At 32.4% G+C, this 16039-nt stretch carries 12 protein-coding genes; 1 reads left to right on the top strand and 11 read right to left on the bottom strand.

What is annotated here, in order from left to right:
* The 11 genes from EM932_RS19050 to EM932_RS19105 form a co-directional block, all read right to left on the bottom strand.
* A partial coding sequence (locus tag EM932_RS19050) for a hypothetical protein (RefSeq protein ID WP_135878801.1) occupies positions 1-328 on the bottom strand: 328 nt, incomplete at its 3' end.
* Between the two features lie 196 nt (positions 329-524).
* Positions 525-1937, bottom strand: coding sequence for a RagB/SusD family nutrient uptake outer membrane protein (locus EM932_RS19055; protein WP_135878802.1), 1413 nt, complete (start codon positions 1935-1937; stop codon positions 525-527).
* 10 nt (positions 1938-1947) lie between these two features.
* Positions 1948-5511: a SusC/RagA family TonB-linked outer membrane protein gene (locus EM932_RS19060; protein WP_135878803.1), complete on the bottom strand. Its 3564-nt coding sequence runs from the start codon at positions 5509-5511 to the stop codon at positions 1948-1950.
* A gap of 106 nt (positions 5512-5617) precedes the next feature.
* Positions 5618-6790 carry a FecR family protein gene (locus tag EM932_RS19065; RefSeq protein ID WP_135878804.1) on the bottom strand — a complete coding sequence of 391 codons (1173 nt, stop codon included), beginning with the start codon at positions 6788-6790 and terminating at the stop codon, positions 5618-5620.
* Positions 6791-6962: 172 nt separating this feature from the next.
* Entirely contained in the window at positions 6963-7553 is a 591-nt protein-coding gene (locus EM932_RS19070) for an RNA polymerase sigma-70 factor (protein WP_135878805.1), read from the bottom strand.
* A 716-nt stretch (positions 7554-8269) separates the two neighbouring features.
* Positions 8270-9676 carry a TolC family protein gene (locus tag EM932_RS19080; protein ID WP_135878806.1) on the bottom strand — a complete coding sequence of 469 codons (1407 nt, stop codon included), beginning with the start codon at positions 9674-9676 and terminating at the stop codon, positions 8270-8272.
* Between the two features lie 4 nt (positions 9677-9680).
* Positions 9681-11039, bottom strand: a complete 1359-nt coding sequence (locus tag EM932_RS19085; protein ID WP_135878807.1) for an HlyD family secretion protein — start codon at positions 11037-11039, stop codon at positions 9681-9683.
* Positions 11032-12708, bottom strand: coding sequence for a peptidase domain-containing ABC transporter (locus EM932_RS19090; RefSeq protein ID WP_135878808.1), 1677 nt, complete (start codon positions 12706-12708; stop codon positions 11032-11034). The genes EM932_RS19085 and EM932_RS19090 overlap by 8 nt, the downstream gene beginning before the upstream one ends.
* A gap of 122 nt (positions 12709-12830) precedes the next feature.
* Positions 12831-13100, bottom strand: coding sequence for a hypothetical protein (locus EM932_RS19095; protein ID WP_135878809.1), 270 nt, complete (start codon positions 13098-13100; stop codon positions 12831-12833).
* 50 nt (positions 13101-13150) lie between these two features.
* Complete coding sequence (locus EM932_RS19100) at positions 13151-13825, bottom strand: TetR/AcrR family transcriptional regulator (RefSeq protein ID WP_135878810.1); 675 nt, start codon at positions 13823-13825, stop codon at positions 13151-13153.
* Between the two features lie 120 nt (positions 13826-13945).
* Positions 13946-14446: a CIA30 family protein gene (locus EM932_RS19105; protein WP_135878811.1), complete on the bottom strand. Its 501-nt coding sequence runs from the start codon at positions 14444-14446 to the stop codon at positions 13946-13948.
* Positions 14447-14605: 159 nt separating this feature from the next.
* Between EM932_RS19105 and EM932_RS19110 the strand changes: the two genes are divergently transcribed.
* Entirely contained in the window at positions 14606-16024 is a 1419-nt protein-coding gene (locus EM932_RS19110; RefSeq protein ID WP_135878812.1) for an SDR family oxidoreductase, read from the top strand.
* Positions 16025-16039: the final 15 nt, after the last annotated feature.

Below are 16039 nucleotides of genomic sequence, written 5' to 3' on the forward strand. Positions count from 1 at the left end.
TTAGGTCAAGCTCAAGTTCCCCCGGTTCTAATATAAATTCTTGTTTATATACATATTTTCCCTCGGGACTATACAATCCAAAATAGGCATTTCTAATCTGCTTGAGCGTATCTGAAATCTTAAACGTACCATTTTTAATAATAACTTTATCTGTTACAGAATGCACACCTGCAATTGTTGTATCTCCAACCACAATATCTATGGTATGTCCCTCATATTTATCCCAATTTATGCCCGTATATCTAAAAGATAAATCTTGCTTTTCTTTTGATTGCGTGCAGCTGGCTATAAGTATGCTTAAAAAAAGTAATGTGATGATTTTTTTCATTGTATTGTATAATATTATTAATAATACTAGTTAAGTGTATAATAATGCTCCAAGCCCTACAGCAATTATGTTAATTTCTAGTTAAATCTTATTATGAAAGATTTAGATAATTTAGAGAAGATGTTTAAACATATTGAAATAACTTTAATAAAATAAAACCCCAACTATTAATAGTTGGGGTTTTATAAATTGAATATTATGGGTTTGGTACTAAAGCATTGTTACCAGCTAAAGCTGATTGCGGTATTGGAAAAATTAATTTTCCAGGATTAGTTATTGTTGGTCGTAATGCAGCCGCATCAATATCGCCTAATCTATCATAACGTACAAAGTCAAACCAAGATTCCCCAGTTTCTTTAAATAATTCTAAGATTTTTTCATTTCTAATGTCTTCTAATAAAGTTGCTTTATCAGATAACATTTTAGGAGGAACACCTGCTCTATTTCTAATGTCATTTAATTTGTCTAGAGCATCTGCTAAAACTCCACCAGAACGTCTAGCTTCTGCTTCGGCGTATATTAAATACATTTCTGCCATTCTTAACATGTTTACAGTATTACCACCACCAGCTTGTCTCACTGCAAACGGGTATTTTGGGTTGCCTGCAGGATCACTAAATACAAAAGAATATCTAGGGTCGTAACCTGTAGTATTATCAAAACTACCATCACCAGGAACGCCATCTTGGTCATCTGCAAGTATTCTAAAATACGTAGAAGGACTGGCTACAGAGTTTAAATGTGAACTTATACTGATTTCTCCTTCAACAATATCACCGGCAAAGGGTGCAAAAATAGTTTCTGGTCCATATTTAGTATTAAATATATCACCATAGCTAGTAGCTAAAGCATAACCATCGGTATTATTTATAACACTTAAAGCATTTGCAGCAGCATTGGTATAGTCTCCCATATACAATTGCACTTTAGCAAGAGCAGCTCTGGCAGCAGTTGCAGAAATATAAAAATGTTCTCTGTTGGTTCTACCATTATCGGCAGCAAATTGCAGGTCTGAAATGATTAAATCGTAATTTTCTTGAACTGTATTACGAGGTCTAGTTTCATTTTCTCTGTATGGTGTTGTACTACCAACAATACCAAATTCTGAGTTTGTGTCATAAAACTGTCCAAAAACTCTTAATAAATTAAAATGTGAATACCCTCTAAAAAACCTAGCTTCAGCTAATAGTTCATTTTTTCTAGTATCATCTACATTTGCAGCGCCATTCTCTACTAATTCAATAAAAAAATTAGTGTTATTGATGGTATAATATTCAGATCTGTAAATAGTTAATATTAAGTTGCTGCTCGGTAATATATTATGATCTGCAACACCCTCACTATCTGGTCTAACATATTGTAATTCTTGACCTGCGGCACTTAAACGCGATGTTACCGTAGGGTGTAAAAGCGGAACCCTTAGCCCTGAGCCAGCAGGCCCCCTATAGGTGGTATATATTCTATTTAGTAGTGTAATAGCCGATGCTTCATCTCTGATAACATTACTTTCTTCGAGCGCATTTTGAGGTACAACATCATCAATATTACAACTATTAAGACTTAGTAATGCAACAACTACTAAACTTATTTTTATATATGTGAATTTCATAATTTAAAGATTAAAAGTTAACATTTACACCTAAAGACCAAGATTTAGCATTTGGATAAGCTCCTCCATTATCGAATCCTCCAGAGGCAGAAATACCTCCGCCAGCTTCAGGATCTACACCAGGAAAATCTGTCCAGGTCTTTAAATTTGACCCAGAAACATATACCGATAAATTAGTTAACCCAAGTTTATCTGTAATTTTCTTGTTAAGATTGTATTTCAACTGAATGTTTCTTAATCTTAGATAAGAACTGTCGTATACATTTGCTGTTGATATTCTATTGTTTTGGTTTGGATCACCAGAAACCAATCTTGGTAAGGTCGCATCTGTATTAGTAGGTGACCATCTAAAAGGGTGGCTAAAGCGTCTTTGTACATTAGATCCAAACTGTGGATTAAGCGGGTCGCTAATACCAAAATCTACTAAAGATTCTGTGCCTTTAGAAAAGTTGAAAAATGCTGAAAGTTCAAAACCTTTATATTGAATAGCCGAATTAAAGCCTCCAAAAAAATCTGCTTGGGTACTTCCTAAAATTTCTCTGTCATTATCATCAATAATACCATCTGGTGTACCATTAGGGCCACTAATGTCTTTATATTTATAGTCCCCTACACCTGTACCAGATGTTTGCGTAGGACTTGCTGCAACTTCTGCTGGGTCTTGAAAAATGCCTTCAACAATATGACCTCTAATTAAACCTATTTCTCTGCCTATCTCAAACCTATCAATTAAAAATGGGTCTATACCATCTGCATTAAATTTTTTCAGCTCATTTTCATTCTTAGAAATGTTAAACCCTGCAGACCATCTAAAGTCTTTGCTTCTTAGGATATCTCCAGATATTTCGAATTCAATTCCTTTATTGCTCAAATCTGCAAAATTTTCTGTATAGTCTGTGGCTCCAGATTCTAGGGCAAAAGCGGGTCCAATTAACGCATCTGTTGTTTGCTTGTTATATACGTCAAAACTACTTCTTAATCGTCCATTAAATAATGTAAAGTCTAAACCAATGTTGAATTCTTTAGTGACTTCCCATCTTATATCTGGATTTGGAAGGATATCATTCAACCCACTCGCAACTTGGCCATTGTAAAGACCATTTCCTCTAGCACCTCTATTAAAGAACTGTAGATACACAAATTCTCCTGTATTGTTTGAACCAACTTCACCTAAACTTGCTCTTAATCTTAATGTATTTACAAGGTTAGAGCTTTTTAAAAATTCTTCGTTAGCTATATTCCAACTGGCTGCTACCGATGGAAAGTATGCTTCTTTGTTATTAGGGCCAAAGCGAGAAGACTTATCGCGTCTAATATTTGCTGTTAAAAAATATCTGTTCTTGTAATTGTAAGATACACGACTAAAAATAGAATTTAGTCCTATTTCTTCTCTAAAATTTGAAGCTGATATATTTTGTTCAGCATTGGTAGCCGTTGTTGATATATCATCATCTGGAAAGCCTTGAAACAAAAAAAGATTTCGATCTCCTTTGTCACGTTGCCAAGAAAAACCTAGTAATCCGAGTATAGAGTGGTTTCCAAAAGTGTTTCTGTAAGTTGTTGTAACATCTGTTGTTATACTGGTAGCAATAGATTTACTAAGTGTTAATGTAGAGTTAGCAGGTCCTCTTGGAGGATCAAATGGTGTTATTCCAAAAGTTCCTGCAAAATCTGGATTATACGTATTATTATCGGTAAAAAAGAAAGACCCATTTACTTGCCCTCTAACCGTTAGGTTTTTTAGTACCTCAGATTCAATATACACATTCCCTAATGCTGTATAAGACTTTCTATCGGCCTTGTTTTCTGTAGTAAAAGCTAAAGGGTTGGGTGATTCTTGATCGAAAAAGCCGAAAAACCTAGAAGGTGGGTAATTGTATTCACCTTCCTCATTTCTAGGCGCAAAGTCTGGTCTTGCGTCTAATATTTGATTTAAATTACCATTAGAATTACTATATCCAGAAAAATTATCGGTATAACTTAAATTGGCATTGGCTCCCATTTTTATATGCTTAGAGATTTGACTGTCTAAACCAAGTCTGAAATTGTATTGCTTAAACTCATCATTAAGTAGTAATCCTTCCTGGTCTATATATCCTAAAGATAGATAATAGCTTGATCGTTCTGAGCCTCCGTTAATAGAAAGATTATATTTCTGTGTCGCAGCAGCATCTCTATAAACTACATCATTCCAATTGGTATTCGCGTCTCCAAAATAACTGTCATTTAAGCCGTTATATGTTGTTTGAAATGTAAATGTTGAGAAATCAAAAACCACATCTAAATCAGCCATTCCAAATTGTAAACTTTGAGGAAATATATTGCCTGCATTGGCTGCTTCTACGGAGCTAATTATATAAGCTTCAGAGAATTCTTTAAACTCATCTGCATTTAACCAATCTAAGGTATTAATTGGTTTACCAAAGGTTGTGCTTACAGAGAGGTTTACTCGCATTTTTTTACCTTTTTCACCCTTTTTTGTATTCACAATAATAACACCATTAGCGCCTCTAGACCCATAGATAGATGTAGCTGCAGCATCTTTTAACACATCTATACTTTCAATATCTTGCGGGTTAATGCCCAATAAAGGATTAGGTGTTTCTGCAAATCGAGTTTCATCTGTTATTGTATTTTTAAAAGCTGGATTTACCTGAAATGGCACCCCATCTATTACAAAAAGTGGGTTGTTATCGCTTGATCCAAAGGGAGAAGTAATACCTCTTATATTGATATCTACACTAGATCCTGGTCTACCAATATTTTGTTGTATTTGTACACCTTTTATAAGACCACTTAAGGCTCTATCAAAACTAGCATTACCTATTACATTTTGGTTTATTTCTTCACTTTTAATAGAAGAAATAGCCGAAGAAACTTCTTCTCTAGTCGTAGAACCATAACCTATTAGAACAACTTCATCTAATTCTGCTATGCGTTCTTTTAGAGTAATATTGTATGTGGTTTGCGTAGTTACTTGTTGAGATACATACTCATAACCTAAGCCAAAAGCTACTAAATAATACCCTTCTTTTGCTTCTAAAGAAAAGGTGCCATCAAAATCTGTAGAGGTTCCGCGTATAACAAAGTTATTTGAAACACGATCTCCTTCAGGTTTTCTATCTGTAACATAGACTGTAATTCCTGCAATAGGAAGCCCGTTAACATCTGTAACCTTACCAGATATATTTAACTCTTGAAATTCAGAATCTTGTTGAATGATTATGGTATTATTACCCGAAATAACAAAATTAAAATCGCCTATTGAAAGGCTTTTTTCAAGTAGTTTATTGGCTTTTATTGTCCCTTTTTTAACGTTAACTTTAGGATAGTCTTTAAACATGTCAACTTGATATATAAATGTATAATCGGTTTGACTCATGATAAGATCGAAAACCTCATCAACGGTTACATTGACATTCTTTTCAATTTTTATTTTAGCATCTTGTGACAAAACATTATTAGGTGTTATACTAAAAACGCTTAAGCACAATAAGAAAATGGTTGCTCTCATAATGTTTAGGAGTAGTTTTTTTCTAAAAAAGAAAAAAACAGAAGTAAGTTTAATTTGCATAAATTTGCTTGTTATTAGTTAGTTAAACATTTAATTAATTAGTAACTTTAAAATAGAGGGATAAAGCCTTATACTTTGGACGGTCTAAGCTTTGTTCCTCTTTCTTTTAGTTTTTTAGGATAATAGTATTGTTGTTTATTTCATAGGCATTAATAAAGTTTGTGTTTTTTATTAGGATTAAAATTTCTTCAATATTTTGATTTTTACTTAATACCCCTTTAAATTGAACATCTTCAAGAGTTTTATCAATAAATACAACATCTACATCATACCATCTAGATAAAACTTTCATAATATCTTTAAGTGATTTGTTTTTAAAACTAAATACCCCTCTTTTCCAGGCGATTTCAGAAAAGGTGTCAACCTTAGCAATCACTAAATCATTGTTTTTGGTATTTAAAATAGATTGTTGGTTTGGACTTAAAATATTATTTAATTCTCCATTCTTAATAGCAACCTTTCCTTCTACCAAGGTTGTATAAATGGTTTTTTCATCTTTATAAGCCTTAATGTTGAATTCGGTACCCAGTACCTCCACCTCTTGTATTCCAGTAAGTATTTTAAATTTAGCGCCATTATGATTTGTACTCGGTGATACATCAAAATAGGCTTCACCATAAAGGAGTTCTACTTGTCTCGCTTCTCCTTTTGGAAAAGATACAGGGTACTTTATTTGAGATTCAGAATTTAGCCAAACGATGGTACCATCTGATAGTTTTACTTGATATTGTCCGCCTCTTGGAATTGTTAAATAATTATATGCTATTTCTGTTTTTTTCTCTCTTGCAGTGTTGTAAATTAATGCTTCGCCATTGCTGCTTAAGTTATCAGCAATATAATTTTCTCCTTTTTCAAGAATTACACCTGTTCCATCCTCCAATGTTAATATGGCTTTATCAGTACCAATTTTGATATCATTATTTACAATCACAGATTTATTAATAGGATCAACTAGTAATTGATTATCTTTAAAAAAGAAATTAAAGGCTATAAATAATATTAAGGACGCAGCTACGCCGTATTTAAATAAAGTTTTTTGATAAAACGATATGCCCTTAACACTGTTTTCCTCCTCGTTTTGCAGTTCTTTATGTATATTAATGAGTACTCTATTTCTAGTAGCTTCTTCTGAACCTAGTTCTTCAACCCATGTGTATTCCTGCTGATAACTTTCGTAGTAGTTAACTAACAATTTTAGCTCCTCAAGAGTACTTTTTCCATCAAGATATTTTTCAATTAACTCTTGAAAGTCCTCTTTGTTTATTTCTTCTTTACTCATCAATTTGTGATTTAAGATTGTGGGTATATATATAAAGTGTCTATTTATATTAGTACCCCCTAAAAAATTATTGTTTTTTTTGTTTTTTTTTGAAAGACTAACAAGAAACCCTTGATAATCGTAGCATTTTTGTTACGATTAAGCAAAAATTCTTATTGAATTAATAAACTAATTATTTTATATTTTGACTTATAAATACTAGTAACTCTATACTCAGTATATGTCCGAGGGAATTTCGTAAAGCTCTCAACGCAAAACTTATATGGTTCTCCACTGTTTTCGTCGAAATGTTAAGTTGCTCAGCAATTTCTTTATGACTTAATTGCTGATGCCTACTTAACTTATATACGTTTTGACATTTTCTTGGAAGGGTTTCTACAACGGCATTAATCTGAGCGACTAATTCCTTATGCATTATTTTAGTTTCTGGAGTGGAGTACTGAAACCTATTTTTTAAGTCTTCATATAATTCTATCCTAATTATTTTGTTTTTTCTAAATTGTGCAAAAACCTTATATCGGGTACAAGCATACAAATAACTGTTTAAGGAAATTTGAATTTGAATTTTCTCCCTTTTATTCCATAAATCGATGAACACATCTTGTATAATTTCCTCACATAGCTCTTTATTTTTCAACAAATTATAGGAAGACAAAAACAAAGGCTTCCAATAGGTGTTATAGAGTTCTGTAAGTACCTTTTTATCGTCATTTTTAAGGCGCTCAATTAATAAATCGTCTTTTAATTTTTGTGAATTAAACATTCAAAAGAATTTTATAGAACAAAAATATGCAATTTTAAACAACGTATACTTCAACTTTAAATTTGCTTTGGTTTCGCCTAGATTAGAAAAATACTAAATAAATATACAAACCTTTAATCCATGTCGATATTTTTTTAGTTAAACTTTTTATTTACTCGCTTTTTGTAAGTTTAAGAAAATAGCTATAGTTTACTTTATTTTCTATCTGTTTTTAAAGGACTTAAAATAGCCCTTTATTGCATCTTTTAATAAAATAAAATCAAGAACAATTGTTGTGTTTAGTCAAAAATTCCAGTTAATATAAAGAGAAAGAATTCTACATTTTTAAAGCCTCTAAATTGTGCTCTAAATGCTTTATTTTAGCATTGAAAGATTCAGCCGAAGCATTAGTACTTCTATTTATAAAGTAATTTAACATGAACTATAGATAAAATAAAATCAACACCGTATGAACCAATGATAACAAAATAATAACTGGTACTATTACTTTGTAAAACCTATAGTGTTTCTTATAAGGAAGTTTCATAAATCTAATTAAACTATTATATAACTAAAACAGTTAAGTTTAAAAAAATCCTACTTTTTAATCTAAAATAAGCTTAAATTCTGTAGACATAATACCTGATTAATCTATCACTTCTATCAACTTACAAGCATTACACACACCTTTTACAATTATAATGTAACTGAAGAGCCCTCTTGCGAAACATTATTGTTTATTCAATACGATCTATTGGACTCACCCCAAGCGTATTAAAAAACTGGATACTGGATTCAAGACGTTTTATAATAATACTATTTTCTTTTAATTGAGCATCTATCAAACTCCGCTCGCGGGAATTGATAAGAAACAATGAACTTTCTCCTAAAAAGAATTTACGTTCTTCACCCTTTAGTAACACCTTATAATTAGAAACGACATCATTTACAATATCTTCCTGCTTATCAAGAGATGTCATTTCGTTACTGATCGCACTAATCTTATTTTTAATTGTGAGCATTTGTGATGTTCTTTCATAATTTACATCCTGTAATTTTAATTTTGCTAGTTTTAAATCACCGCGTTCTTTCCGAAGAAAAAGAGGCACACTAAAATTGACAAATGCCTTATAATTTGCGGTATTAAAACGCTGCAATGGTTCATAGTCTTCAGATAAAAAATTATATTGCACGTCGAGTTTGGGTAATAATTTATTCATTTTTAAATTTCTATCGACTTTTAATGCCTCGATCTTGTTTTCTAATGATCTTAATTTAGGATGGCTATCTAAGGCTAAAGAATCTATTAGGCTTTGTTTTATCATTAATGCCATATTTAAATCATCTATAGAAGGTTTAGAGGGAAAAATACGTTCTTCGATCTCTAATGGAATACCTTGCAACCATAGATAATTACTTGCTTTTAAAGCGGCTTTAATACGTTTAAGCTTGGCCGCTTCAAAACTTAACTTCCTATTTTGCAAAGCTATTTTTGCTTCTACAGAGTCTATGGCAGCTACCTGTCCAGTTTCTGAACTACGCTTTACAGCCAAAAAACGCGTATTGGCATTGGTTAAAAAATTGGAAAATATACGCTCTTCATTAGCAGCTTCAAGCCACTGAGTATAAGCCATACCAGCTTCAAATAATACATTGTTAACCAATAAATCCCTATCGGCTTTTGATTGTTCCCTAAAGAATCGGGCTTTTTTAAGCGAGGCCATTCTATCGTTAATCAGTAAGCCTTGTGCCAAAGATATCGAGACACCTGCGCTATATAAACCATCATCTGGCACCGATAAATCTGGACTCAAAAAAGCACCTGAATTTTGCTCAAAATTGGCCTTAAATTCCACACCATACCAAGTTGGCACTTTAAAAGTGGCATTCAGTTCGTTATAATATTCTGTATTCTTGAATTTTTTTCGATTGAAATCAACTTCAATCTTCGGATCGAATCCCCCTTTTGCTTTTAAAAGGTTAGCTTCTCCTGTATTCAACGTTAAATTTGCTTGCTTTACTAAAGGGTGATGTTGTTTTACATATCCCATGTACTCTTGAAAGGATAAGGAGTCTATTAATGTATCCTGAGCCACTATAGAAAGACTGAAAAAAAATATACAACAGTTAAATAAAATTTTCATCTTCTTATTTTTTTGCGGTTTTACCCTTTGCCTTATTTTGACTAGGCGTATAATAATTAGGCGGAAAACCGTTTAACTTTCTCCATAGTTCAAACCAGATTGACACATCTTCTAACAAAGCAATAGTATAAGCACCAGAACCAACACGAACATTTTGAGGCCACTCATTCTCATTGTCATCAGGAGCAATTAGCACCCTGAATTTTCCATTATCGCTAATAAATGTTTCTACAGCTACTACTTTTCCACCAAAAGTTCCGAATGAGGCATTTGGCCATCCACTAAAGAAAATAGCAGGCCAGCCATCAAATTGAATTCTTACGCGTTCTCCTTTATGTATTAATGGCAAATCTATAGGCTCTACAAAAGTTTCTACTGCTAAGTCATAATTAGTAGGCATAATACCAACCAAAGCTTCTCCTTCTTTAAATGTTTCACCAATACCAGCTCGCAATGCCTTATTTATATAACCATCTTGTGGCGCTGTTATATAATAAAATGAATTTCTAAGTTCGTAATTAGACGTTTGATTTTCTAATTTTGAAGTTTGTGCTTCTGCTTCAAACTGATTTGATTGTGCCGTGAATTTTTCACTGTTAGTTTTAGCAAACTTATTAGCATATTCAGCCATCACTCTATTAATTTCAATTCTTGCATTCAATACATCATTTTTACTTGACATCAACTTATTCTCTTGAGAGATTAACTTTGCCTGTACTTCCTGCATTTTTAATCGTTTCTCTTCAACAGCAGTCATAGGCTTTAAACCTTCTTTTTGAAGTGTGATAATACGTTCCAATTGTGTCTCAGCAATTTTATAATTTGTCTTCGCTGCTTCTAGATCTATACTATCACTTTTCACCTTTAAATAGGATTGTTTCAATTTATTTTCTGCCTGCGAAAGTTTTAGTCTTCTTTCATTAAAAATGGCACCTATCTGATTTCCAAGTGCCTTTACCTTTCCTTTATAAGATTGCACCGAATTGCTTTTTGCATCACGCTGAAGCTTTATTCGCTCCACTAGTTTTGGATCTTGATATTCGGTTTTTATTTCTGAAATATGAAGGATGGTATCTCCCTTCTTAACAAGATCGCCCTCTTTAACATACCATTGTTCAATTCTTCCTGGTATAGGTGATTGTATCGTCTGAGGTCTATGATCTGGGGTTAATGTTGTGACATAACCATCTCCAGAAACATTTTGAGTCCAAGGTAAAAACAAGACAATCAGCACAGCAATCGAAAACCCGCCTAACAACCTATTAAACAGCTTGTAATGTCTTCTTTGAAATACTTTTTTATGAGATTGATAACCTTCTAAGGTTACCTTTTTATTTATTTGGTTATGAGATATATTAAGCATCTGTATTGTCTTTATTTATTAATACGCCTTTTTCCAATTTCATACTTTTGGTACACTTATCTTTCCATGAAGGATTTCTACTAGAAATAATGAGTACCCAATCTCTTTCAGGAGAAATCAAATAATCGATAATTCGATTTACTTCTTTCTCTTCAAAATTCTCTAGTGGGTCTTTAAGTATTAATAATTTGGGATTCTGAATGATGGCTCTTGCCAATAAAATACGTTTAGAAACAGTAAACGGAATTTGCTGCCCCTCAGGATGCATCATAGTCATTAAACCTTTTGGTTGTGTCTTTATAAAATCTAACAACCCTACTTGTTTTAGTATTTCATGCAATCGTTCCTGCGAAACACCGTTTGCTCCAAATGTTATATTATCAAGTATGGTGCCCTCAAAAGGAGTTTGATCTGGTAACACTTGTCCTATAAAGGATCTATAACGATTTGCCCATACCGCTTTTATCGATACATCGTTTATATATAGATCACCTCTTGTCGGCTCTACTAACCCTGAAATTATTTTAAGCAACGTTGTTTTACCAGAACCAGAAGATCCATCCAAATGAATTCTATCTTTTGAAGATATCATAAAATTGATTCCTTTTAGTATTTCCTGTCCTTCAGGAGAATTATACTTTAAACCATCTAATTCAATAGTAAGACTACTCTTGTTCTCAAATGGATCTATCCCTTCTTGAGGTTCTAATTCTTTATCAACTACCTGACCTATTTTTTCTAAAGAAGTTAATACATCGTAAAAAGACTCCAATCCTGTAATCACCTTTTCAACAGAACTGATTAAAAGCAGAATAATAATCTCGGCAGCTACAAACTGACCGATATTCATTTGTTGATTTAACACAAGCAGTCCCCCGATAAGTAACAAACCAGAAGTTACAAGGACTTTAAATCCTATCATTTGAATAAATTGTGTCAATAATATTTTAAAATGACTTTCTCTTGCCGATAAATATTGAGCGGTTAAATCGTCATTTCTATTCATAGCCAGGTCACTATTACCCGACAACTTAAAACTGATTAAAGATCTCGCAATCTCCTGTATCCAATGAGCCACCTTGTATTTACTTTTTGACTCCAAAAGACTGGTTTCAAGCCCTCTTCTGGCTGTTGATTTAAAAAGAATATAAACTAAAACGATAAGTAATATACCATATATAATGAAGAACGGGTGATAAAATGACAGTAACAATAGCCCAAATACTATTTGTAGTAATGCTGCCGGGAAATCTATTAAAATTTTGGATAAGCCTTTTTGAACCGTTAGTGTATCGAAAAACCTATTTGCCAACTCTGGCGGATAAAAATTTCGTAGTTCACTCATCTTTACTTTAGGAAACCTATACGCAAATTCAAAAGATGATCTTGTAAAAATCTTTTGCTGAATGTTTTCAAGAATTCTAATTTGCATTAATTGTAGTACCCCTTGAAAAGCAACACCTAATGTTACCAAGACTACCAATACAATCCACGAAGTAGATACTTGTGCACCTTGAATAAAATTGATTATTGCCTGTATTCCTAATGGCAATGATAAAGCTACTATACCCGCAAAAATGGCATAATAGAAAATTTGTCTTATATCTTTCTTATCAAGCTGTAATAAGCCTGTAAACCTCTTCCAAGGAGTTAATTGTTTTTGTTCCATATGAATTAATGATACTAAAGAGTAACAACGCTAGTTGGTACTGTTCTTAATTGAAATGTAATATTGAATATAATTACGGTACGTATGTAAGTCTAACTCATGTAATTTACATACAAAAGAAGTTATACCGAGTCTGGAGGTGGGATTAGAACCTCGAAATTAACTATCATGTTATCTCTTTCTTGATAGTAGATGAAGTTCTCTTCTATACTTAAAGGCAATAGATTATAAACAAATGGTGTATAGAGTTTTTTATAATCCTCTTTTAATTCCTCAGTATTATCTTTCTTTTCTGAATCTTCGGCAGCTTCTTTTTTCGAGGAAACAATTTCAGTATTTGATTCAGTTAAATAATTCTGAATAGAGAACTGGGCTACAAAATATAATGACATGATTGTAGCGATCAAGATGTATAAGGATTTATATGTTTGAAACCTCAAACTCATGATATATGTAATGTTTTAAATACCAAATTTGTATAAAACCTGACAATATTGTTCTTCCCCTTCTCAAAATCTGTTAACGATGGTAAATGCTGCGAAAAATAGCGTTGTTGATGGGCACCTTCTATAACAGTTGAAATCAGCATATGCGGAAATTCAAAATCAGGATTACACTCAAGAACTAATTCGCTTACACGTTTTACAACACGCTTATAACATTTAAAATATCCTTTTTCATTTTCAGCATCAACCGATTTGGTGTGGTATGCTTTAGAGGATTCGTCCACTATGATCTTGTGCAATAAAATTTCGTTTATACTCGAAAAATCATTGTCATCTATAACTTCCTGTACAAGTAAATTTATAGCAATTTCTAACTTATCTTTTGGAGATTCTATATTTTGAATTTTATATGCCAACCTGTATTCCAACCAACTCCAATACCAGTTTATAAGATAAACAAGAAGCATATGTTTGCTCTCGAAATAACGATATATGGAACTTTCGTTTGAAGTTATTTCAACACCCAATTTCTTAAAGGTAAAATCCTCAAACCCTATATCATGAATCATTTCTATACTCTTAGATACGATACGCTTACCAAGATCGGAAGATTTAGGGTCTTTTTTATAAAGCCCCGAATTAATATTTATATGTACAGATATAGTGTTCATAATGATGTTCACAAATATAATAGTATTACTATTAAAATACAATAGTAATACTATTAATTTAATTTATCATGACATAATGATTCCTGATTCAAACCGTGTTATCTTTTGATTTACAAGGCTTTATTTTAAAATTATTTCGTTAATTTCTAGTCTAAAACGCTCTTCTTTTTTATTTCCAATAAGAATAGCAACTTGTTCAATAGTATCTTTTTGAAAAGGTGACATATTTAGTGTTCTTCCTCTAAATGCTGGTTTAAAATCACTTAGTTTTAATTCTATAGTTTCTTTATTATTAGATGTATCAAAGTTTTGAACATAAGAATAATAATGCCCTCTATCATCTTTTATTCTAAATTGATATGTTTTACCATCTCCTTTAATTTTCAATATAATTTTTGAATAATTTTTCACATTACTCATGTTACAATGATGCTGCATCATGGTAAAGCCTCCATTATTTTCAATAGATACCTCACCTTCAAAAACACCAAAATGGTCATCCGAAAAGGTAAGATTAGAGCTTGACAACCCGCCCATAACGCCATCATTTACAACATACCATGATGTCAGGTCACTACGCTCATTAAAGGCACAAATAGTTTGAGATGATGTGTTGTTCATAACATAGAGATATATGGAAATTAATATTAAAATACGCATCATGTAACAATTAATCATTTGTATTGCAAATATATAAAATGTTTAACTATTTACTAAAAATATTAAACAAAATAATATTTATCACTATATTTGTAACACAAACAGGTATTTAAACCAAACATGAAAATATTAGTTACAGGCACTACAGGATATATTGGTAAGCGACTCATTCCAATATTATTAGAACTTGAACATGATCTAATATGCTGTGTTCGGGATATAAATCGAGTACCACTAACATTGAGAAATCACACGAAGGTTTCTATTATCGAAGTCGATTTTCTTAAAGAAGAGAGCTTAAACAAAATTCCTGAGGACATTGATCTAGGCTATTATTTAATACACTCGATGTCTTCCAGTGTTGAGGAATTTGAATGCTTAGAAAAGCAATGTGCCTTAAATTTTAAAAAGCGTTTGGAACAAACCAAGGCAAAGCAAGTAATATACCTCAGTGGCATTGTTAATGACAATCAGTTGTCCAAACATTTACAATCCAGATATAAAGTAGAGCAGTTATTGCAATCATCCATATATGATCTCACTACCTTTAGAGCAGGAATCATTGTTGGCAGTGGCAGTGCTTCTTTTGAAATTATACGCGATCTAGTTGAAAAACTTCCTGTAATGGTTACTCCTAAATGGGTAAACACAAAATGTCAACCCATAGCAATACGAGATGTTCTTGCTTTCTTATCAAAAGCCATTCTTCATCCTGAAGTTAAAAATAGGTCTTTTGATATAGTCGGACCAGATATTTTGTCCTATAAACAAATGATGATGCAGTTTGCTCGTGTTAGAAAACTAAAAAGGCACATTTTAACTGTTCCTGTAATGACACCAAAACTATCTTCTTATTGGCTGTTTTTTATAACAGCAACATCGTACAAATTAGCTATTTCTCTAGTAGACAGCATGAAAGTTGAAGTGATTGGCAAACCTAGTAATATTAATCAATTACTTAATGTAGATCCTATAGATTATAAACAAGCAGTACAAAAAGCCTTTCAAAAAACAGAACAGAATAGTATTGTATCTAGTTGGAAAGACTCTTTAATAAGCGGACGGTTTGATAAAAAACTTTCTCAATATATAGAGGTACCCCAGTTTGGCTGCTTCAAGGATATTAAAAAAAGAGCGGTTAAAAGTGAAACACAAACTATTAAACGTATTTGGGCTATTGGCGGACAAAATGGTTGGTATTATGGCACGATACTTTGGAAAATAAGAGGTTTAATCGATAAAGCTGTAGGTGGTATTGGCTTACGACGTGGCAGAAGACACCCTATTGAATTACAAACTGGAGATGCTTTGGATTTTTGGCGTGTGCTATATGCCAATAATGAAGAAAAGCGACTCCTATTATTTGCTGAAATGCGCCTACCAGGTGAAGCATGGTTAGAATTTAGAATCATTAACAACATCCTTATCCAAAAGGCTACTTTTAGACCTAAAGGAATCTGGGGGCGGTTATACTGGTATGCCGTTTTACCATTTCATGGTTTTATTTTTAACGGTATGATAAATAAAATTGCTGCCTGATTGTAACCTATTAAA

The sequence above is a fragment of the Flavivirga rizhaonensis genome (assembly GCF_004791695.1).
Classification (GTDB): domain Bacteria; phylum Bacteroidota; class Bacteroidia; order Flavobacteriales; family Flavobacteriaceae; genus Flavivirga; species Flavivirga rizhaonensis.

Excerpts from the sequence above, each read along its gene's own strand:
- EM932_RS19070 (WP_135878805.1), bottom strand. The coding sequence starts at position 7,553 with ATGTTTAATTCACAAAAATTAAAAGACGATTTATTAATTGAGCGCCTT.
- EM932_RS19095 (WP_135878809.1), bottom strand. The coding sequence starts at position 13,100 with ATGTCATTATATTTTGTAGCCCAGTTCTCTATTCAGAATTATTTAACT.
- EM932_RS19085 (WP_135878807.1), bottom strand. The coding sequence starts at position 11,039 with ATGCTTAATATATCTCATAACCAAATAAATAAAAAGGTAACCTTAGAA.
- EM932_RS19080 (WP_135878806.1), bottom strand. The coding sequence starts at position 9,676 with ATGAAAATTTTATTTAACTGTTGTATATTTTTTTTCAGTCTTTCTATA.
- EM932_RS19065 (WP_135878804.1), bottom strand. The coding sequence starts at position 6,790 with ATGAGTAAAGAAGAAATAAACAAAGAGGACTTTCAAGAGTTAATTGAA.
- EM932_RS19110 (WP_135878812.1), top strand. The coding sequence starts at position 14,606 with ATGAAAATATTAGTTACAGGCACTACAGGATATATTGGTAAGCGACTC.
- EM932_RS19055 (WP_135878802.1), bottom strand. The coding sequence starts at position 1,937 with ATGAAATTCACATATATAAAAATAAGTTTAGTAGTTGTTGCATTACTA.
- EM932_RS19060 (WP_135878803.1), bottom strand. The coding sequence starts at position 5,511 with ATGCAAATTAAACTTACTTCTGTTTTTTTCTTTTTTAGAAAAAAACTA.
- EM932_RS19090 (WP_135878808.1), bottom strand. The coding sequence starts at position 12,708 with ATGGAACAAAAACAATTAACTCCTTGGAAGAGGTTTACAGGCTTATTA.
- EM932_RS19100 (WP_135878810.1), bottom strand. The coding sequence starts at position 13,825 with ATGAACACTATATCTGTACATATAAATATTAATTCGGGGCTTTATAAA.
- EM932_RS19105 (WP_135878811.1), bottom strand. The coding sequence starts at position 14,446 with ATGAACAACACATCATCTCAAACTATTTGTGCCTTTAATGAGCGTAGT.